A 19,529-nucleotide genomic window follows, 5' to 3' on the forward strand; every position below is an offset into this window, starting at 1 on the left:
AGTGATCACGCAAGCTCTTAGCTTTTGAACAAGACAGTTGCTCCCACAATCAGCGGATCTGATGCTTATGCAGCAGGCGGTAGAACGTCGGCCGCGAAATCCCCAGCACTTTGGCCGCCACGCTCATGTTATCGCTGTGCCGGTTAAGCACATCGCACAAAGCCTGGCGCTCGGCCCGCTGCTTGTACTCTTCCAGCGTGCCCAGGGGCTGCTGCCCCTGGTCCAACGTCTGCAGGCCCAGGTCCTGCGCCTCGATCTGCCTGCCTTCAGCCAGCACCAGGCCACGGCGCACCCGGTTGGCCAGCTCGCGCACATTGCCCGGCCAGTCATGTCGGCCCATGGCCGCCAGCGCATGGTCGCTGAACGAACGCGGCCGGCGACCGGTTTCCAGGCTGTAGAAATGGGCAAAATGGCTGGCCAGCATCGACAAGTCGCCGTGCCGGTCGCGCAGGGGCGCGGTCACCACCTGCAACACGTTCAGGCGGTAGTACAGGTCTTCGCGAAAACGCCCTTGCTCAATGGCTCTTTCAAGGTCCACGTGGGTTGCGGCCAACACCCGCGCATCCACCGGAATCGGCTGGCTGCCGCCCACCCGCTCGATGTGCTTCTCTTGTAGAAAACGCAGCAGATTGGCCTGTAACTCCAGCGGCAGGTCACCGATTTCATCCAGGAACAACGTGCCACCATGGGCTGCTTCAATGCGCCCGGTCTTGCGCTGATGGGCGCCGGTGAAAGCGCCCTTCTCATGGCCGAACAGTTCGGACTGGATCAGGTGCTCGGGGATTGCCCCACAGTTGATGGCGACGAACGGCTGGTCGCTGCGTTGCGACTGCCGATGCAGGGTGCGGGCCACCAGTTCCTTGCCCGTGCCGCTTTCACCACGGATCAGCACCGGCGACTCGGTGGGCGCCAGCTTGCCCAGCAGCTTGCGCAACTCGCGGATCGGCCGGCTTTCGCCGAGCAGTTCGTGGGTCGCTTCGTCCACCTTGGCGGCGCCTTTGCCACGCAGGCGCGCCATGCCGAACGCCCGGCCAAGGGTGACCTGCACGCGGGAGACATCGAATGGCAGGGTGTGGAAGTCGAAGAACCATTCGCAGACAAAATCGCCGACGGCCGGCATGCGCAACTGTTCGGCGCTGAGCACCGCGATCCATTCGGTGTTACTGCGCTTGATCATGTCCTTGACCGCGTCCGGGTGCCTCAGGTGCGAAGCCTGCAAGCGCAGCAGGCCCACATCACAAGGGTGATCGAGCGCCGCACCAAGCATGCAGCTGTCCACGTCCCAGCCTGCGCTACTCAGGCCAGGCAACAATTGGTGGCAGTCATCGCAGGGGTCGACGATGAGCAAACGACGTTGGGCGGCAGGCTGTTGCATGACCGATCCTTGGCGCCAGTTTTTGGTTTTATGAAGTAAAACAGCAAGTTGTGGCGCCCGTTTAACAGTAGCAACGAAGTTGACGGTGCCCACTACCGTCTGTCTGCTGACGCATTTTTTTACAAAGTGCCACGGGAATTTTCGCACTTTATCGACATCACATGGCGGCGCAGGAAAGAACGGATTCAAGCCTGACAAAAAAATTTACATCTAATGTGTGACTTGCCCCCGGACAACGAGCATCAGTACACATAACCCCGCGCTGCACTTCGCGATTATTGAGGCGATTTTAAAGCAACGCGGAATCACTTCGATGTTTGGGACCATAGAGAGACCGAACCATGAATGCCCCGCTCCGTGTCAACGAAGCACTGCTGATCGCCGACCACGCCTTCGAACCTTTCCAGTGCGTAGCCTGGGATGCACCCAACGGTACTGGTGAGCTGAGCCTGGCAGTGATCGACCGGACCAGCACCCGCATTGGCAGCAAGCAAGTGTCTTCGAGCACCTACTCCGACCCTGCCCAGTGGGCCAGCCTGATCGAAGAAGTGCGCGCCGAGTTGTGCGAAAAAGGTTACGACCTGCAACCGTGGTCGATGCCAAAGTAATATCGCCTTGCAAGCCAAGTGCGTGCAATGCCACGCACTTGTTCAAATGCAAAGTTGCTATTCTCGCAACTTTCACTCTTGCGACACAGTGTCGCATCAACACTGTTCAGTCCACGACTTTGAACTGCTGCAAGTGCTGGTAATCGGCCTGCAATTGTTCGGCCAGGCGTTGCGCGCGCCCAACACGCACCGGCGCCAATTCCATGTCCACCACCAACGTTGTACAGGGCATGGGTGGTACGGCGTTCCAGTGCTGAAGGCGACCATCGGTAAACACCAGGCAGCGTACCGTTTCATCCGGGTGGGCGCGCTGGCGCGCCTGTAGCCATTGCCGGGCCTGTTCCAGTGCGGCGATCAGCGGTGTGCCACCACCGGCGCCCAGGGCCTGCAGCCAGGGCTGCAAGGCCGCCGAAGCCTTCAGGCCGTGGCGCTGCCACTGCGGTGTGCGCCCGCTGGCGGTCAGCAAGGCCAAGCGGGCGCGCTGCCGGTAAGCCTGGTCGAACAATGCCGCCAGCAGCCCTTTGGTGTGTGCCAGCGCCTGGTGGCGGCGGGTCGAGGCCGAAGCATCGACGATCACCAGCCACAACTCTGCCGGTTTGGCCTGGCGTTGTTGCCAGCACAGGTCCTGGCGTAGCCGTGGCCGCCCTTTGAGCAAAGTCGGCAGCCAGGCCACCCGGCCGCTTGCCGCACTGCGTGCACGGCCGCGGCTGGCACCGCTCTGCTTGCCTGCGCCCGCTTTGGCATCCGCCCCTTTTGCAGTTGATTGGGGGATGCTCAGGGCTTTTTTGCCCAGTTGGGTACCTCGCGGCGTGCGCCGCTGGCCACGGGTTGCGCCGGCAATGCCCCCCAGTCACCCTGCCCGCCTTGTTCGCCAGCGTTGCCAGCGCTTTGCTGGCCGGGCTGCTGCTCAGGCGGCTGGGGCGCCGAGGGCGGGTTGGCCTGGGGCGCAACGCGGCGGCGATGGCGCAGGGCAAATTCGGCCACCGCTTCGACATCCACTTCTTCGATGGCCGCACTACCACGCCAGGCACAGTGGGCGCGTGCCGCACGCAACCACACCAGGTCTGCGCGCAAGCCGTCGACGCCGGCGGCGTAGCAGCGCTGGGTAATCCAGGCCAGCGCCTGGTCATCCAGGGCAATACCGGCCAAGGCATGGCGCGCCGCCTGGCAGCGCTCGCGCAACTGCGCCTGGGCCGCAGCCCATTGCGTGCAGAAAGCCTGCGGGTCGCTGTCGAAGGCCAGGCGCCGGCGAATGATCTGCTGACGGGCCTCAGGCTCGGGCAGGCCTTCCAGGGCCACGTTCAGACCAAAACGGTCGAGCAACTGCGGGCGCAGTTCGCCCTCTTCCGGGTTCATGGTACCGATCAGCACGAAGCGGGCGCTGTGCCGGTGCGAGATGCCGTCGCGCTCGATGCGGTTGGTGCCACTGGCAGCCACGTCGAGCAACAGGTCGACCAGCGTGTCGGGCAGCAGGTTGACCTCATCGACATACAGCACGCCACCGTCGGCATGCGCCAGCACGCCCGGGGAAAACTCCGCCTTGCCCTGCCCCAGCGCGGCATTCAGGTCGAGGGTACCGACCAGCCGCTCTTCACTGGCGCCGAGTGGCAGGGTGACGAACGGACCCTCGCCAAGCAGGTCGGCCAGGCCCCGGGCCAAGGTGCTCTTGGCCATGCCACGCGGCCCTTCGATCAGCACACCGCCGATTTTCGGGTCGATGGCGGTCAGGCACAGCGCCAGCTTAAGGTCGTCGGCCCCGACCACGGCGGCCAGCGGAAATTGCACGGGTTCACTCATTTCAAGCCTGTTCCTCGCCGTCGAGCAGTTGTTCCTCAAGGGCTTCGCGGTAGTCGCCCGGGGCCTGCCACAGCCCGCGCTGCTGGGCCTCCAGCAGGCGCTCGGTGAGGTCGCGCAGGGCCTCGGGGTTGTGCTCGCGCATGAAATCGCGGGTCGCCGGGTCGAGCACGTAGGCATCGGCCAGCCCCTGGTAATGATGGTCGTCGATCAGGTGCGTGGTGGCATCGAAGGCAAACAGGTTGTCGACCGTCGCCGCCATCTCGAAGGCGCCCTTGTAGCCGTGGCGCTTGACCCCGTCGATCCACTTGGGGTTGAGCGCGCGGGCACGAATCACCCGGTTCAGCTCTTCCTTGAGGGTACGGATGCGTGGTCGGTCTGCCTGGCTGTGGTCGCCGTGATAGCTGGCCACCGTCGCCCCGGACAAGGTTTCCGACGCCGCCAGCATGCCGCCCTGGAACTGGTAGTAATCGTTGGAATCGAGCAGGTCGTGCTCGTGGTTGTCCTGGTTCTGCAGCACCGCCTGCACCTTGGCCAGGCGCTGGGCGAACTGGGCACGGGCCGGGGTGCCGTCGTCGCTGCCGCCGTAGGCGTAGCCGCCATGGTTGAGGTAGACCTCGGCCAGGTCGTCGCGGCTGTGCCACAAGCGCCCGTCGATGGCGTTCTGCACCCCGGCACCATACGCACCGGGCTTGGCACCGAACACCCGCCAGCCGGCCTGGCGCGCGGCCTGCTCGGCGCCTACACCTTGCGCTTGCAGCGTGGCACGCTCGCTGCGTACACGGGCGGCCAAGGGGTTGAGGTCGTCGGGCTCGTCCAGCGCGGCCACCGCCTGCACGGCGGCGTCGAACAGCCGGATAAGGTTGCCGAAGGCATCGCGGAAGAAGCCCGAAACGCGCAAGGTCACATCCACCCGCGGGCGGTCGAGCAGGCTCAGCGGCAGTATCTCAAAATCGTCAACGCGCTGGCTGCCGGTGGCCCACACCGGCCGCACGCCCATCAGCGCCATGGCCTGGGCGATGTCGTCGCCGCCGGTACGCATGGTGGCAGTGCCCCACACCGACAGGCCAAGCTGACGCAGGTGGTCGCCGTGGTCCTGCAGGTGGCGTTCGAGGATCAGGCTGGCCGAGGCGAAGCCCAGGCGCCAGGCCGTGGTGGTGGGCAGGTTGCGCACGTCCACGGTATAGAAGTTACGGCCAGTGGGCAGCACGTCGAGGCGCCCACGGCTGGGGGCTCCGCTGGGGCCGGCTGGCACGAATCGCCCGGCCAGCGCCGCCAGCAGGCCGTTCATTTCAGCAGTACCGCAGGCATCCAGGCTGGGTGCCACCGCTTCGCGCAAGGCCTGCACCACGTCGTGCACCGGCTGCCATTCGCTCAGGTCAGGCAGCTGCAGGGTGCCGCCCAGCGCCTGCTCGATCACCTGCTGTGCCAAAAGCTCCAGGCGCTCGCGGGTATCGCCGCAGGTGCGCCAGGGTTCAATGCTGATGGCCTGCAGCTGCTCGGGGCGTGCGCCCTGCCAGGGCAGCCCAAGCTCGCAATCGAGCGGGTCGAAGCCTGGCACCAGTGCCTTGGCCAAAGCCCGCAGCAGGCTGGCATTACCGCCTCGGCCGTCGCCACGCTCGACCCGCAACAGTGCCAGCAGCGTATCCAGGCGCAGACGCCCTTCTGGCGACTGGCCAAACACATGCAGGCCATCGCGAATCTGCGATTCCTTGAGGTCGCACAGGTAGGTGTCCAGGCGCGGCAGCCATACGGCGGCATCGTCCAGCTGCCCTTCCAGCTGCAGCTCGCGGTCGATGTGGTTGACCTTGACCAGCTCGAGGATGTCGCGCTGCAACTCGCGGGCACGCCGCGGGTCGAGCAGCTGCGCTTCATAGAACTCGTCGGCCAGCTGCTCCAGATGGCGCAACGGGCCGTAGGTTTCGGCACGGGTCAGCGGCGGCATCAGGTGGTCGATGATCACCGCCTGAGTACGGCGCTTGGCCTGGGCGCCCTCGCCCGGGTCGTTGACGATGAACGGGTAGATGTTCGGCAGCGGGCCAAGCAGCGCGTCCGGCCAGCACTGCGCCGACAAACCGACGCCCTTGCCGGGCAGCCATTCGAGGTTGCCGTGCTTGCCGACGTGGATCACCGCGTCGGCGGCGAACGCATGGCGTAGCCAGAAGTGAAACGCCAGGTAGCCGTGCGGCGGCACCAGGTCGGGGTCGTGGTACACCGCGCTGGGGTCTACCTGGTAGCCCCGGGCTGGCTGGATGCCGACGAAGGTCAGGCCAAAGCGCAAACCGGCCACCATCAGCCGGCCGCTGCGGTGCATCGGGTCCTGCTCGGGCGGCCCCCAGCGCTCCAGCACTGCCTGGCGGTTGGCCTCGGGCAGGCGCTCGAAGGCGGCCTGGTAGTCGGCCAGGCTCAGGCTCTGGGCGCAGGGGCGCTGGTCGAGGTGGTCAAGGTCGTTGGTCACGCCGCCGAGCAGCTGGTGAATCAGTTGCGTGCCGCTGTCCGGCAAATCGGCCAGCGGATAGCCTTCGGTTTGCAACGCCTTGAGGATGTTCAGTGCGGCAGCGGGCGTGTCCAGGCCGACGCCGTTGCCAATGCGGCCGTCGCGGGTCGGGTAGTTGGCCAGCACCAGGGCCACGCGTTTCTGGGCATGTGGCAGGCGCGCCAGTTCGACCCAGCGGCGGGCCAGTTCGGCGACAAAGTCCATGCGCTCGGGGTGGGCGCGGTAGCACACCACGTCGGACTGGCTGCGCTCGCTGCGCCAGGCCATGTCCTTGAAACTGATCGGGCGGGTGATGATGCGCCCGTCCAGTTCGGGCAAAGCGATGTGCATGGCCAGGTCGCGCGCACCCAGCCCCTGTTCGCTGGCTTCCCAGCCGGGCTGGTTGTCCTGCGCGCAGATGGCCTGCAGCACCGGAATGTCGCGGCGGAACGGGCGCAGGTTGGGCCGTTCGGGGCTGGACAGGGCAAAACCGGTGGTATTGACCAGCACTTCGGCACCGACTTCGTCCAGCCAGGCCTCGACCTGCTCCAGGCAGGCGCTTTCCTTGAGGCTGGCCACGGCGATCGGCAATGGGTTCAAGCCAGCCGCCTGCAGGCGCTGGCAGAACACGTCGATGAACGCGGTGTTGGCCGCCTGCAAGTGGGAGCGGTAGAACAGCAGCGGCGCCACCGGGTAATCCGGGTGCCAGTGCGGGTACCAGTCCTCCAGCGCCACGCTGCCCTTGGCCGGGTGATACACGGCAGTGCGCGGCAAAGGTTGCGGCTCGTCCCAGGCATAATCGCGGCCCAGCCACTGGTTGGCCAGGCAGTTGTACAGGTTGATGGCATTGGCCTTGCCGCCTTGGCGCAAGTAGTGCCAGAGGCGCTCGGCCTGCTCACCCGTCACCGTGCCCAGGCGGGTCAGCTCCGGGTCCGGGCGGTCATCGCCCGGCACCAGAATCAGCTGCACGCCACGGGCGGCCAGCTCGACCAGTTGCTCGACGCCATAGCGCCAGTACCCGACGCCGCCGTGCAGCGACACCAGGATGACCTTGGCATGGCGCAGCACCTGGTCGACATACAGGTCGACCGAAGCGTGGTTCTGCACCTGCATCGGGTTGGCCAGGCGCAGGCTGGGGAAGCCTTCAGGCAATTGCTCGGCGGTATCGGCGAGCAATGCCAGGTGCGAATCGCCGCTGCAGAGAATCACCAGTTCGGCGGGTGTCTGGCCGAGATCGGCAATACTGTCGTCCGGCACGAAGCCGCCGGGCTGGGTCCGCAGCAAGTGCATGGGTCAGGCGCCCAAGGCCTGGCGCAGGCGCGCTTCCAGCTGGGCAGCATCGAGCTCCTGGCCGATCAGCACCAGGCGGGTGATGCGCGGCTCGTCGGCACGCCAGGCGCGGTCGAAGTGCTTGTCGAAACGGGTACCCACGCCTTGTACCAGCAGGCGCATCGGCTTGCCCGGGATGGCAGCGAAGCCTTTGGCGCGCAGGACGCCAAACTCCACCACCAGCTGGGTCAGGGCGTCGAGCAGCAGGCTTTCGTCAGCCTCGGGCAGGTCGATGGAGATGGAGTCGAAGGCGTCATGGTCATGGTCGTCATGATCATCGCCGTCGTGGTGCGAATCGTGGTGGGTACGGCGGCCATCGATGTGTGCCTCGGACTCGGCGCCCACGCCCAGCAGCACTTCCAGTGGCAGCTTGCCGCTGCTGGCCTCGACCACCTTGACTGCCGGCGGTAGTTCTTCGGCCACTTCGGCGCGGACCTTGGCCAGGCCTTCGGCGTCGATCAGGTCGGCCTTGTTCAGTACCACCAGGTCGGCGCTGGCCAGTTGGTCGGCGAACAGCTCGTGCAGTGGCGATTCGTGGTCCAGGTTAGGGTCGAGCTTGCGCTGGGCATCGACCTGGTCCGGGTAGGCGGCGAAGGTGCCGGCGGCCACGGCCGGGCTGTCGACCACGGTGATGACCGCGTCGACGGTGCAGGCGTTGCGGATTTCCGGCCACTGGAAGGCTTGCACCAGCGGTTTGGGCAGGGCCAGGCCGCTGGTTTCGATCAGGATGTGGTCCAGGTCGCCACGACGTGCCACCAGCTCGCGCATGACCGGGAAGAACTCTTCCTGCACGGTGCAGCACAGGCAGCCGTTGGCCAGTTCATAGACGCGGCCGCTGGCTTCTTCTTCGGTGCAACCGATGCTGCACTGCTTGAGGATTTCGCCGTCGATGCCCAGTTCGCCGAATTCGTTGACGATGACCGCAATGCGGCGGCCCTGGGCGTTGTCGAGCATGTGGCGCAGCAAGGTGGTCTTGCCCGAGCCGAGGAAGCCGGTGACGATGGTAACGGGGAGCTTGGCCAGTGTTTTCATGTCGCATTGCCCTTGGCAGAGTGGCGCGGGCATGCAGGACGACAGCCGCGGGCCAGGTCGGCCGGGCTTGTTCGCCACCGGATCACCCCGCCCGGTTGAAAGTCGAAAACGTTGCGAGGCAGGTCTCCTGGCTTGCACCGTTCCATCTCCCCGTTCAGTTGAACAGCGGGCTGGCGGGATGACGCCTTCCCGCGCGTTGGCGCAGTGGCTGTGTCGATCCGTTGTCGGTGCTTACAGTTGCGGGGGCAGCCGCGGCTTGTACCGCGTTCCCGTCTTAGCTTCGGCCTGGCCGAAGAACCTCGAAGTGGCAAGGCTACGCAGTGGCTGGCGGGTGGTCAACCATTGCTGCGGGCTGGCCGACCACAAGGGGTGCAACTGCGCTAAAGTGGCACCTTTGCCCACGGTCAAGGACGCCCCATGCCCCTCGCCCCCGCCATACCGGTACTGCGCATCTTCTCGGTCGACAAGGCCAAGGAGTTCTACCTCGATTTCCTCGGCTTCCGCCTGGACTGGGAGCACCGTTTCAGCCCGGACCTGCCCCTGTACATGCAAATTCACCGCGACGGCCTGATCCTGCACCTTTCCGAGCACCATGGTGATGCCTGCCCCGGCTCTACCGTGTTCGCCCGCACCGACGACCTGCGCGCGCTGGAGCGTGAACTGCAAGACAAGCAGTACGGCTATGCCCGGCCCGAGGCCGAGCGCCTGGACTGGGGCCTGCAGATGCAAGTGTGCGACCCGTTCGGCAACCGCCTGCGCTTTTGCCAGCAGATCGATGACGAGGCCAAGCCGTGAAGGCGCTGGGCAAACGCGAAATGGCCCGCCTGGAGCGCGAGCTGGTGGCGTGCCTGACCGACGCCTGCGAAACCGCGAAGGCCCAGATCGTCGGCTTCACCTGGCTCACCCACCGCCTTGACCCCGAGAACTTCCCAGCCAGCCTGCGGATCACCTGGGTGTTCGAGCACGAGGCCGACAAGGCTGCTGCCGTGGCGGGCGAAGCGAAAGCGCGCATGTTGGCGCTGACCCGGCAGGCGCTGGACCACGCCGGCATCCAGCTGGATCACCCTGCCTGGCATGTGCGCTTTGACAGTGAAGAGGCCTGCGCACACGGCCACGGTGGCGACTGGGCAAAGCGCTTGCAGAAGCAGCGCTGAGGCCAGCTGGCGGGCGGTGCTTTACCCGCCCCCGGCGGTTGGTTAGGCTACGCATTCCCCAATTACGAGGTGTTCGTCCAATGCGCCATTGATGCCGCCGTCCGTTTGACGGCCAGTCTTCAGCCTCCGGTTCACTCCGGAGATGTCGCGGCATTTGTGGAGTTGTGCATGACGAACACGTCAATCCTGACGCTGGACAGCGTCTCCCTGGCCTTGCCTGATGGCAGGCTGCTGTTCACCGACCTTAACGAAACCTTCGACCAACGCCACACCGGCCTGGTCGGGCGCAATGGCGTGGGCAAGAGCCTGCTTGGGCAGGTTCTTGCCGGCCAGCGTGAACCGAGCAGCGGCCATTGCCGGCGCCTTGGCCTTGTCCACCTGCTGAACCAGCAGGTAATCGAGCGCAGCGCCACGCTTGCCGACCTGGCCCAGGTGGGCTCGGTGGTTGCGGCGCTGGAGCGCATCGAGCACGGCAGCATCAACCCCCAGGATTTCGACACCGTTGGCGAGCGCTGGGATATCCGCGAGCAATTGCAAGTAGAGCTGCAGCGCCATGGCCTGGGTCAACTCGACTGGCGCCAGCCCGTACATAGCCTGAGCGGTGGCCAGGCCATGCGCGTGGCGCTCATTGGCGCATGGCTCAGCGATGCCGACTACCTGATCCTCGACGAACCGAGCAATCACCTGGACAACGACGCCCGTGCCCAGCTGCTTGGCATGATCGAGGACTGGGACCGGGGCTTGCTGGTGATCAGCCACGACCGCAGCCTGCTGGGGCACATGGCGCGCATCGTCGAATTATCCAGCCTGGGGTTGCAGGCCTATGGCGGCAACTACAGCTTCTATGCAGCCCAAAAAGCCAGCCAGGCAGCGCAGGCCGAGCAGCAACTTGCCCGACTGAAGCAGGAGCAGCAACGCCAGGCCCGTGAACTGCAGCGCCAGCGCGAAGAACTGGAACGCCATCAGGCAAGGGCCGGGCGGCAAGCCAGGCATGCCAACCAGGCCAAAATCCTGGTCGACCGCCAGCAGGAGCGCAGCCAGGCCACAGCGGGCAAGCAGCGCCGCGACCATCGCGATGCCCGGCAAGCCCTGCTGAGCCAAGTGCGGGACGCCGCCCGCGAGGTCGAGCAATCCAGTGCAATTACCTTGCATGCCCCCACGCCACAGCGTCATGCGGGCCGCGAAGTGCTGGCCGTGCAGGCACTTCGCTTGCCCCGAGGCACCCGCAAACCGCTTGACCTGCGCTTGTGCCAGGGCCAGCGGCTGGGCGTGGTCGGCGCCAATGGCAGTGGCAAGTCCACCCTGCTCAGGCTGCTGAGCGGAGCGTTACCGGCATCGCCCGACCAGTTACGCCTCAGTGGCGAGACTGCCCTGCTCGACCAGCACTGCAGCACGCTACCAGGCCACATCAGCGTGCTCGAACACCTGCGCCAGGCCAACCCGGTGCTGGCCCAGGGCGAATTGCGCAGCCGCCTGGCGCAACTGGGCCTGGATGCGGCCCGTATCGAACTGCCCAGCAGCCTGCTCAGCGGAGGCGAGCGGATGAAGGCCGCGCTGGCCGCCGTGCTGTACCGCGAGCGGCCACTCGACCTGTTGCTGCTGGACGAGCCCGGCAACCACCTGGACCTGCCATCACTGGCAGCCTTGGAGCACATGCTCGGGCGGTTTCGTGGGGCGCTGATGGTGGCGTCCCATGATGCGGTACTGCTGGAAAACCTGGCCCTGCATGGCTACCTGCACTTGTAGGAGCAGCCTTGTGCTGCGAAGAGGCCGGTACTGGCGACACAATTGCATCCAATGGACCGGCCTCTTCGCAGCACAAGGCTGCTCCTACAACGACCGCGGACCGAGAATAATGCATCGCAGGCTATCAATTCGTGACTGGCCGTTCCCGATCCGCGATGGATGTATTATGGTGACGTGGTGCGCATATAACAGCAGCCCGAGCGATCGGGCACTTGCAAGACAATGAGGGTGTCATGAGCAACGAAAGCATTAACTGGGACAAGCTGGGTTTCGACTACATCAAAACCGACAAACGCTACCTGTCCGTATGGCGCAATGGCGAGTGGGACAAGGGCACCCTGACCGACGACAACGTCCTGCACATCAGTGAAGGCTCCACGGCCCTGCACTACGGCCAGCAATGCTTCGAAGGCCTCAAGGCCTACCGTTGCAAGGACGGCTCGATCAACCTGTTCCGCCCGGACCAGAACGCCGCCCGCATGCAGCGCAGCTGCGCCCGCCTGCTGATGCCGCACGTGCCGACCGATGTGTTCATCGAAGCGTGCAAGCAAGTGGTCAAGGCCAACGAAAAGTTCGTGCCACCGCACGGCAAAGGCGCCCTGTACCTGCGCCCGTTCGTGATCGGCACCGGTGACAACATTGGCGTGCGCACCGCCCCCGAGTTCATCTTCTCGGTCTTCGCCATTCCGGTTGGCTCGTACTTCAAGGGCGGCATGAAGCCGCACAACTTCCAGATCTCCAGCTTCGACCGCGCCGCTCCACAAGGCACCGGCGCAGCCAAGGTCGGTGGCAACTACGCTGCCAGCCTGCAGCCAGGCGCTGAAGCCAAGAAGGCCAACTTCGCCGACGCCATCTACCTCGATCCGCTGACCCACACCAAGATCGAGGAAGTCGGTTCGGCCAACTTCTTCGGCATTACCGGCAACAACGAGTTCGTGACCCCGAAATCGGCCTCGGTGCTGCCAGGCATCACCCGCCTGTCGCTGATGGAACTGGCGCAATCGCGCCTGGGCCTGACCGTGATCGAAGGCGACGTCGAAATCAGCAAGCTGGACCGCTTCATCGAAGCCGGCGCTTGCGGTACCGCTGCGGTGATTACCCCGATCGGCGGTATCGAGTACAACGGCAAGCTGCACGTGTTCCACGACCTGGAAAAGGTCGGCCCGGTTACCCAGAAGCTCTACAACGAGCTGACCGGCATCCAGAGCGGTGATGTTGAAGCACCGGCAGGCTGGATCGTCAAGGTCGCCTGAGGCGCATCAGCTGTATGAAAACGGGGCATGCCAGCAATGGCATGCCCCGTTTTTTGTTGGACGACTCGAGAAAATGTGGGAGCGGCCTTGCGGCCCTTTCGCGACACAAGGCCGCTCCCACAGGAGAGTTATGCAAGGCGACGCTGCATCAGCAGGTGCCGGGCTTTGTCGAAGGCCCAGTTGTACAGCACGGTGTAGGGCAGAATGATCACGAAAAAACCCAGCTCCACCATGAACGCCTGCAGCAGCGAAATATCCAGCATCCACGCCGCCACCGGCAGGCACCACACCACCAGCCCAGCCTCGAAGCCCAGGCCGTGCACAAAGCGCGCACTGGCCTTCCAGTGGATGCGCTCAGTCTGCACCCAGCGATCGACCAGCGCGTTGTAGACCATGTTCCACAACATGGCGATCAGCGACAGGGTTACCGCCAGTGCCCCCGCCGTTGCCAGCGATTTGCCCATCACCCAGGACAACAGTGGCGCACACAGCAGTACAGCGAATACTTCGTAACCAACGGCGTGAACCAGGCGTTCGGTGAAAGAGACCGTTTTCATTGCAAATTCCATCCATTGCGTGAGTCGTGCTTCCTATTTTCTTTGATAGAACTGATACTCGCGACATAGCTACCATCGGTTTTATCAATACCATGCGCTACTCACCCGAAGCTCTGGTCGCCTTTGTTGAAGCAGCATCGCTAGGCTCTTTTTCTGCAGCGGCGCGCAAACTGCGCAAAAGCCAGTCCACGATCAGCATCGCCATCGCCAATTTCGAGGCCGATATCGGCTGCCCGCTGTTTGATCGCGGTGGCCGCCACCCCACGCTGAACGAAGCTGGCCGGCAGGTGCTGAGCCATGTCGAAGCGATCCTGGACGCCAGCGCCCAGCTGGATGCGCTGGCGGTCAGGCTGGGGCAGCACGTCGAGGCGCTGGTTTCGGTGGTGATGTCGGACAGCTACAGCGTCACCTTCCAGGGCGCGGTAATGGCCCGCTTCGCCCAGCACTACCCGCACACCGAATTGCGCTGCGGCCCGGCGGAAGACGCCGATGTGATCGACATGATCCAGCAGGGCCTGGCCCATGTCGGCATTCTAGCCACGCAGCCCAGCTACCCCGCCGACGTTGCCGTGGCGCGCTTGCCCGAGCAGGCGGAGTTCGGTGTGTATGTGGCCAGCGGGCACCCGTTGGCGGGCCTGAAAACGGTGCAAACGCAACACCTTGAAAACGCGCGGCAGCTCTACATCAAAACCTACGCCCCCAGCCTGCACCACGGCCGTGGCCAGGCCTGGTCGGCACCGGATTACCTCACCCTGCTGGAGTTTGCCGTGCGCGGGTTTGGCTGGGCCGAACTGCCCAGGGCGCTGGTGGCGCGGTTTGGCAATGAGCTGGTGGAGTTGCAGATAGCGGGTTACCCGCGCCGGGTGGATATGGATGTGGCCTGGTCGAGCCGGCGGGCGCTTGGGCCAGCGGGGCAATGGCTGGTACGGCAGATGCTGGGGCAGTAGGTCTTTACCTGCCAGCATTTGGGGCTGCTGCGCAGCCCATCGCGACACAAGGCCGCTCCTACAGGTACAGCGTTGGCCCGCTGGATTGCTTTCTCTTGTGGGAGCGGCCTTGCCGGGGCGCCGGACCGGTCGGAAAGGGGCGCAAAGCGCCCCCAGTTTTTCAAGCCAGCCCCGCTAGTGCGCCCTGACACAACAACCAGTACACCCAGCGACAAGCCTTCCCCCGCCCTGCCCCGTAGCCTGTCACCACGCGCCGCCCTGCCGCGGCACGCACCCAAAGCACAAGAACAAACGTTGGTGACCTATGCAGACAGTAGATCCGATCACCCTTGCGGTTGTCCGGGGTGCGCTGGAGACAGCGCAACGCGAAATGACCCTGACCCTGGAAAAGACCGGGCGCTCCAGTGTGTTCAACCTGGCCCACGACTATTCCAACTCGCTGTTCGACCACCTGCCGGAAATGATCCTGCAAGGCCAGGACATTCCCATCCACCTGGGCTCGCTGATCCCGGCCATGAAGTGCGTGGCCGGGTTCTTCGGCGACGACATCGCCGAAGGCGATGTGATCTACCACAACGACCCGGCTTACAAAGGCAGCCATATTCTCGACTGCTGCATGTACAAGCCGGTGTACTACAAGGGCGAACTGGTGTTCTGGACCGTGTGCAAAGGCCACCTGACCGACATCGGCGGCCCGGTACCGGCTGGTTATAACCCGGACGCCAAGGAGATCTACGCCGAAGGCCTGCGCATTCCTCCGGTCAAGCTGTGGGAAAAGGGCAAGCGCCGCGAAGACGTGATCAACTTCATGCTCACCAACATGCGCGCCCGCCCCTATCAGGAAGGCGACCTCAATGCCCAGTACGGCGCCTGCAAGGTCGGCGAGCGGCACTTGCTGGCGCTGCTGGACAAGTACGGCGTGGCGCAAGTACGTGCCTGCATTGCCGAGCTGAAGAACATGGCCGACCGGCACATGCGCGCGCTGTTGCGCGACGTGCCGGACGGTGACTACAGCGGCACCGCCGTGCTCGAAGATGCCGGCCACGGCCTGGGGGAACTGGCCATCACCGCCCATGTGAAGATTCGTGGCGACCAGGCCCACGTGCGTATCGACAGCCCGCCGCAGGTGCCCTACTTCATCAACTCCTACGAGGGCAACTCGGTGTCGGGCGTTTACCTGGGGCTGATGATGTTCGCCCAGGTGGCACCGCCCTACAACGAAGGCCTGTACCGCTGCGTCACGGTCGATGTCGGGCCCAGTGGAACCCTGTGCAACGCCGAAGAACCGGCGCCCCACGTCAACTGCACCACCACGCCGATGGAGACCCTGGCCGATGCCGTGCGCACCGCGCTGGAGCAAGCCTCACCACAGCGGGTAACGGCCTCCTGGGGGCACACCAGCGGCATCAACATCGCCGGCCACGACCCGCGCAACGGCAACAGCGAGTACGTGACGATGGTGCTGGCCTCGATCATTTCCGGTGCCGGTGCCAACCAGGTGATGGATGGCTGGCACGCCTGCGGTCCGCTGTGCTGCTTCGGGGCGCTGATGAGCGGCGACATCGAACTGCTTGAGCACGCCTATCCGGTGCTGATCCACCGCTACAGCCTGATGGCCGACAGTGGCGGCGCCGGTGAATTGCGCGGTGGTTCGGGCACCCGCCTGGAGATCGAACCGCTTGACCACGCCATGACCGTGGTCGGCTTCGGCGAGGGACGCCAACTGCCCACCGCGGGTGCCGCCGGGGCACGCAATGCCCTGCTCGAGCCCAAGCTGGGTCGGCTGATCCACCGCCACGCCGATGGCAGCGAAGACCATTACACGCAGAACCCGATGCTCACCCTGCAGCCCGGTGAACGCATCATCAACATCAACCCCGGTGGTGGTGGCTACGGCGACCCGCTGCGCCGTCCGGTCGCAGCAGTACTGGAGGATGTGCGCAACGGCCTGGTCTCGCCACAAGGGGCAGCCCTGGAGTATGGCGTGGTCCTCGATGACGATGGCCACCTCGACGACACCGCAACCCGCCTTGCCCGCGCCCCGCGCTGACCGGAGAACCATCATGCGTAATCAATATCGCCTGGGCATCGACGCCGGCGGCACGTTCACCGATTTCATCCTGGCCGACCGCGATGGCGGCGTGCAGCTGTTCAAGGCCCCGTCCACGCCGCAGGATGGCACCCTGGCCATTCGCGCCGGCCTGGCGCAGATCGCCGACGCCACCGGGCGCAGCCCGGCCGAGCTGATCGCCAACTGCGACCTGTGCATCAACGGCACCACGGTGGCCCTCAACGCGCTGATCGAGCGCACCGGGGTCAAGGTGGGCCTGCTGTGCACCGAAGGCCATGAGGACAGCCTGGAAATCCGCCTGGGTCACAAGGAAGAAGGCCACCGCTACGACGCCCATTACCCGCCGGCTCACATGCTTGCCCCGCGCCATCTGCGCCGCCCGGTTGGTGGCCGCATCCTCGGTGATGGCCGTGAGCACAGCCCGCTGGACGAGCGCGCCATTCATGACGCCATCGACTACTTCCGTGCCGAAGGCGTGCAGGCCGTGGCCATTTCCTTCCTGTGGTCGGTGCGCAACCCCAGCCACGAGCAGCGCGCCGCCGAGCTGGTACGGGCCGCCCTGCCCGGGGTGTTCGTCTGCACCGGCTGCGAGGTGTTCCCACAGATTCGCGAGTACACCCGCACCTCCACCACCGTGGTCAACGCCTACCTCAGCCCCGTGATGGCGCGCTATGTGGCGCGCATCGACAGCCTGTTCCAGGAGCTTGGCGCGCAGCAGCCAGTGCGCTATTTCCAGTCCAACGGTGGCCTGGCGCCCGGGCACCTGATGCGCGAGCGCGCCGTCAATGCGATCAACTCCGGCCCCGCCTCGGCGCCACAGGCGGGGCTGGCGGTGGCGAGGCCGTTCGGTATCGACAATGTCATTACCGTGGACATGGGCGGCACTTCGTTCGACATCACCCTGACCAACGCCGGGCGCACCAACTTCAGCAAGGACGTGGACTTCCTGCGCCAGCGCATCGGCGTGCCGATGATCCAGGTGGAAACCCTGGGTGCCGGCGGCGGCTCCATCGCCCACCTGGACGAGTTCGGCATGCTTCAGGTCGGCCCACGCAGCGCCGGTGCCATGCCTGGGCCGGTGTGCTATGGCAAAGGCGGTAGCGAACCCACGGTAACCGACGCCAACCTGGCCCTGGGCTACCTGCCCGACGGCGCGCTACTGGGCGGCAGCATCCGCCTGAACCGCCAGGCCGCACTGGACGCTATCCGCAGCAAGATTGCCGAACCGTTAGGTATCAGCGTGGAACGCGCAGCGTTCGGCATCACCACCCTGGTCAACCTGAACATGGTCAACGGCATTCGCCGCGTGTCCATCGAACGCGGCCACGACCCGCGCGACTTCGCCCTGATCGGCGCAGGTGGCGCAGCGGGCATGCACGTGGTGCGCCTGGCCGAGGAAATCGGCATGCAGACCGTGTTGATCCCCAAGGTGGCCTCAGGCTTGTGTGCATTCGGCCAGATCCTGTCCGATGTGCGCTACGACCAGCTCACCAGCCTGTCGATGCGGCTGGACGCCGGGCACGTGGACCTGGCGCAGCTTAACCAGGCACTTGCCGAGCTACGTCAACAAGGACTGGCAAACTTGCGTGAAGACGGTTTTGGCGACCAGGCCAGCAGCTGCCACTACACCCTGGAAATGCGCTACCTGGGGCAGATCCATGAATGCAGCGTGGAGCTGCAGCAGCATGCACTGGATGACGCGGGCCTGGCCGCACTGATCAGCCACTTTCACAGCCGCCACCAGACCCTGTATTCGTACAGCGAGCCCGACAGCCCGGTGGAGTTGGTGAACCTGGAGTGTTCAGTCATTGGTCACCTGCCGCGTCCGCCACAGCCCGAGTTGCAGGGCCCGGCCCAACCACCCGCGCCTGCCCCGGATGGTGTCCGGCCGATGCTGTTCAGTGCCGAGGGCGAATGGCAGCCCACGCCGGTGTTCAACGGCAACCGCCTGCTGCCGGGGCAGACCGTGCAGGGCCCCTGCGTAATCGAAGAAGACACCACCAACATCGTCCTGCCACCCGGCTGGCGGGCGCGCCTGGAGCCTTCGGCCACCTACCGGGTGACACGCGGGGCTTGATCAAACGGTCGGCGTGCGCCGATCATGGGCCTGAAGCCGCCCGGCAGCCTTGCGCTGCCGGGCGGTTTGCACAATAACAAGAGCTGCTTGAGTAGCTTGCCTGCAGTTCCTTTTTTCAATGCTGCCCTCTTTGAAAAAGGACCCACCATGCCCACAGAACTCTCGACCCATGGCTGGCCGCAGCCGGAACGCCAGGCGCGCTGGGCCGAAGCCATCAATGAAACCTATTTCCCGTTGAGCCTGGAGTTTGCCAGCGAGCAGCCATTCGATGGCCACCTGCAGCGCTGGAGCACGCCCAGTACGCCACTCAGCCTTTCACGCCTGCGCTCCAGCCCGCTGGGCTACTCGCGCAGCAAGGCGCACGTCGGCCAGGACCATGAGGCGTTCTACCTGGTGACGGTGCCGCGCAGCAGCGAAGTGCACTTCGAACAGGACGGTCACCCACTCAGTTGCAGCCCGGGGGGGTTCATCGTCGAGCGCGGCGATGCGCCTTACCGCTTCCATTACGGCACGCAGAACGACCTGTGGGTGCTCAAGCTGCCCGAGCGGGCACTCAAGGCCAACCTGCTGGGGCACAAACGCTACACCCGGCATTGCTTCGATGCCAGCCAAGGCCTGGGGCGCATCTTCGTAGAGCAACTGGACCTGTGCGCCCGCCATTTCGACGCAAGCCCCGCAGCTGCCCGTCATCTACTGCTGGAACAGGCTTCGGCCACACTGCTGCTGGCCCTGCAACAGGATGAGCGAGTACTGGGCAGCGAAGGCAACAACCTCAGCACCCTGCACCTGACTCGGGTCGAGCAGTATGTGCAGCAACATCTGGGCGACCCCGAACTGTCGCCACAAACCATCGCCAGCGCCTGCGGGCTGTCGTTGCGCTACCTGCACAAGCTGTTCGCGATTACGCCCTACACCCTTGGTGAGTGGGTGCGCCAACAGCGCCTGGAGGCCGTGCACCGCCAACTGCGCGACCCGCATTGCCACCTGGCCATTGGCGAGCTGGCATTCCGTTGGGGCTTTACCGACCAGGCGCAATTCACCCGGGCGTTTCGCCAGCACTATGGGTGCACGGCGCGAGAAGTCAGGGCTGCGCGATTGCAGTGATTTGCG

Annotated in this window: 15 protein-coding genes and 1 riboswitch; of the genes, 9 read left to right on the plus strand and 6 right to left on the minus strand. The window is 65.0% G+C overall.

Annotation, left to right across the window (positions count from 1 at the left end):
• Nucleotides 1-49: 49 nt before the first annotated feature.
• A complete protein-coding gene (locus AK81_RS21440; RefSeq protein ID WP_043202284.1) occupies nt 50-1,375 on the minus strand; it encodes a sigma-54 dependent transcriptional regulator in 1,326 nt (441 codons plus the stop codon).
• 341 nt (nt 1,376-1,716) lie between these two features.
• On the opposite strand from AK81_RS21440, the gene AK81_RS21445 reads away from it, so the two are divergent.
• Nucleotides 1,717-1,983 (plus strand): hypothetical protein, encoded by a 267-nt coding sequence (locus AK81_RS21445; protein ID WP_043202286.1) that lies wholly within the window; start codon nt 1,717-1,719, stop codon nt 1,981-1,983.
• 106 nt (nt 1,984-2,089) lie between these two features.
• Here AK81_RS21445 and AK81_RS21450 read toward each other — a convergent pair whose 3' ends face one another.
• From AK81_RS21450 to cobW, 4 genes are all read right to left on the minus strand, one after another.
• A complete protein-coding gene (locus tag AK81_RS21450; protein WP_043202289.1) occupies nt 2,090-2,656 on the minus strand; it encodes a vWA domain-containing protein in 567 nt (188 codons plus the stop codon).
• Between the two features lie 101 nt (nt 2,657-2,757).
• Complete coding sequence (locus AK81_RS21455) at nt 2,758-3,780, minus strand: ATP-binding protein (RefSeq protein ID WP_043202292.1); 1,023 nt, start codon at nt 3,778-3,780, stop codon at nt 2,758-2,760.
• A gap of 1 nt (nt 3,781) precedes the next feature.
• The gene (cobN, locus tag AK81_RS21460) at nt 3,782-7,543 is read right to left on the minus strand and encodes a cobaltochelatase subunit CobN (protein ID WP_043202295.1); all 3,762 of its coding nucleotides are present in this window, start codon (nt 7,541-7,543) and stop codon (nt 3,782-3,784) included.
• Nucleotides 7,544-7,546: 3 nt separating this feature from the next.
• Complete coding sequence (gene cobW, locus AK81_RS21465; protein WP_043202298.1) at nt 7,547-8,614, minus strand: cobalamin biosynthesis protein CobW; 1,068 nt, start codon at nt 8,612-8,614, stop codon at nt 7,547-7,549.
• 100 nt (nt 8,615-8,714) lie between these two features.
• A riboswitch (cobalamin riboswitch) is annotated at nt 8,715-8,931 on the minus strand.
• 100 nt (nt 8,932-9,031) lie between these two features.
• On the opposite strand from cobW, the gene AK81_RS21470 reads away from it, so the two are divergent.
• From AK81_RS21470 to AK81_RS21485, 4 genes are all read left to right on the plus strand, one after another.
• Nucleotides 9,032-9,409 (plus strand): glyoxalase superfamily protein, encoded by a 378-nt coding sequence (locus AK81_RS21470; protein ID WP_043202300.1) that lies wholly within the window; start codon nt 9,032-9,034, stop codon nt 9,407-9,409.
• Nucleotides 9,406-9,768, plus strand: coding sequence for a hypothetical protein (locus AK81_RS21475; RefSeq protein ID WP_043202302.1), 363 nt, complete (start codon nt 9,406-9,408; stop codon nt 9,766-9,768). The genes AK81_RS21470 and AK81_RS21475 overlap by 4 nt, the downstream gene beginning before the upstream one ends.
• A gap of 168 nt (nt 9,769-9,936) precedes the next feature.
• Nucleotides 9,937-11,514: an ATP-binding cassette domain-containing protein gene (locus AK81_RS21480; RefSeq protein ID WP_043202304.1), complete on the plus strand. Its 1,578-nt coding sequence runs from the start codon at nt 9,937-9,939 to the stop codon at nt 11,512-11,514.
• Between the two features lie 233 nt (nt 11,515-11,747).
• Nucleotides 11,748-12,767: a branched-chain amino acid aminotransferase gene (locus AK81_RS21485; RefSeq protein ID WP_043202306.1), complete on the plus strand. Its 1,020-nt coding sequence runs from the start codon at nt 11,748-11,750 to the stop codon at nt 12,765-12,767.
• Nucleotides 12,768-12,895: 128 nt separating this feature from the next.
• On the opposite strand, the gene AK81_RS21490 is transcribed toward AK81_RS21485, so the two are convergent.
• Entirely contained in the window at nt 12,896-13,324 is a 429-nt protein-coding gene (locus tag AK81_RS21490; protein WP_043202308.1) for a multidrug/biocide efflux PACE transporter, read from the minus strand.
• Nucleotides 13,325-13,416: 92 nt separating this feature from the next.
• Here AK81_RS21490 and AK81_RS21495 point away from each other — a divergent pair, with 92 nt between their 5' ends.
• The 4 genes from AK81_RS21495 (at nt 13,417) to AK81_RS21510 (ending at nt 19,523) form a co-directional block, all read left to right on the plus strand.
• Nucleotides 13,417-14,271, plus strand: coding sequence for a LysR family transcriptional regulator (locus AK81_RS21495; RefSeq protein ID WP_043202309.1), 855 nt, complete (start codon nt 13,417-13,419; stop codon nt 14,269-14,271).
• 304 nt (nt 14,272-14,575) lie between these two features.
• Nucleotides 14,576-16,321 carry a caprolactamase subunit beta gene (gene capB / locus AK81_RS21500; protein WP_043202312.1) on the plus strand — a complete coding sequence of 582 codons (1,746 nt, stop codon included), beginning with the start codon at nt 14,576-14,578 and terminating at the stop codon, nt 16,319-16,321.
• Nucleotides 16,322-16,334: 13 nt separating this feature from the next.
• Nucleotides 16,335-18,419 (plus strand): caprolactamase subunit alpha, encoded by a 2,085-nt coding sequence (gene capA / locus AK81_RS21505; protein WP_043202314.1) that lies wholly within the window; start codon nt 16,335-16,337, stop codon nt 18,417-18,419.
• A 147-nt stretch (nt 18,420-18,566) separates the two neighbouring features.
• Entirely contained in the window at nt 18,567-19,523 is a 957-nt protein-coding gene (locus AK81_RS21510) for a helix-turn-helix domain-containing protein (protein ID WP_043202315.1), read from the plus strand.
• The last annotated feature ends 6 nt before the right edge of the window (nt 19,524-19,529 follow it).

The sequence above is a fragment of the Pseudomonas putida W15Oct28 genome (genome assembly GCF_000708715.2).
In the GTDB taxonomy this organism is placed as follows: Bacteria; Pseudomonadota; Gammaproteobacteria; order Pseudomonadales; family Pseudomonadaceae; genus Aquipseudomonas; species Aquipseudomonas putida_R.

Coding starts and splice junctions, on each gene's coding strand:
- AK81_RS21440 (WP_043202284.1), bottom strand. CDS start 1,375: ATGCAACAGCCTGCCGCCCAACGTCGTTTGCTCATCGTCGACCCCTGC.
- AK81_RS21445 (WP_043202286.1), top strand. CDS start 1,717: ATGAATGCCCCGCTCCGTGTCAACGAAGCACTGCTGATCGCCGACCAC.
- AK81_RS21455 (WP_043202292.1), bottom strand. CDS start 3,780: ATGAGTGAACCCGTGCAATTTCCGCTGGCCGCCGTGGTCGGGGCCGAC.
- cobN (WP_043202295.1), bottom strand. CDS start 7,543: ATGCACTTGCTGCGGACCCAGCCCGGCGGCTTCGTGCCGGACGACAGT.
- cobW (WP_043202298.1), bottom strand. CDS start 8,614: ATGAAAACACTGGCCAAGCTCCCCGTTACCATCGTCACCGGCTTCCTC.
- AK81_RS21470 (WP_043202300.1), top strand. CDS start 9,032: ATGCCCCTCGCCCCCGCCATACCGGTACTGCGCATCTTCTCGGTCGAC.
- AK81_RS21480 (WP_043202304.1), top strand. CDS start 9,937: ATGACGAACACGTCAATCCTGACGCTGGACAGCGTCTCCCTGGCCTTG.
- AK81_RS21485 (WP_043202306.1), top strand. CDS start 11,748: ATGAGCAACGAAAGCATTAACTGGGACAAGCTGGGTTTCGACTACATC.
- AK81_RS21490 (WP_043202308.1), bottom strand. CDS start 13,324: ATGAAAACGGTCTCTTTCACCGAACGCCTGGTTCACGCCGTTGGTTAC.
- AK81_RS21495 (WP_043202309.1), top strand. CDS start 13,417: ATGCGCTACTCACCCGAAGCTCTGGTCGCCTTTGTTGAAGCAGCATCG.
- capB (WP_043202312.1), top strand. CDS start 14,576: ATGCAGACAGTAGATCCGATCACCCTTGCGGTTGTCCGGGGTGCGCTG.
- capA (WP_043202314.1), top strand. CDS start 16,335: ATGCGTAATCAATATCGCCTGGGCATCGACGCCGGCGGCACGTTCACC.
- AK81_RS21510 (WP_043202315.1), top strand. CDS start 18,567: ATGCCCACAGAACTCTCGACCCATGGCTGGCCGCAGCCGGAACGCCAG.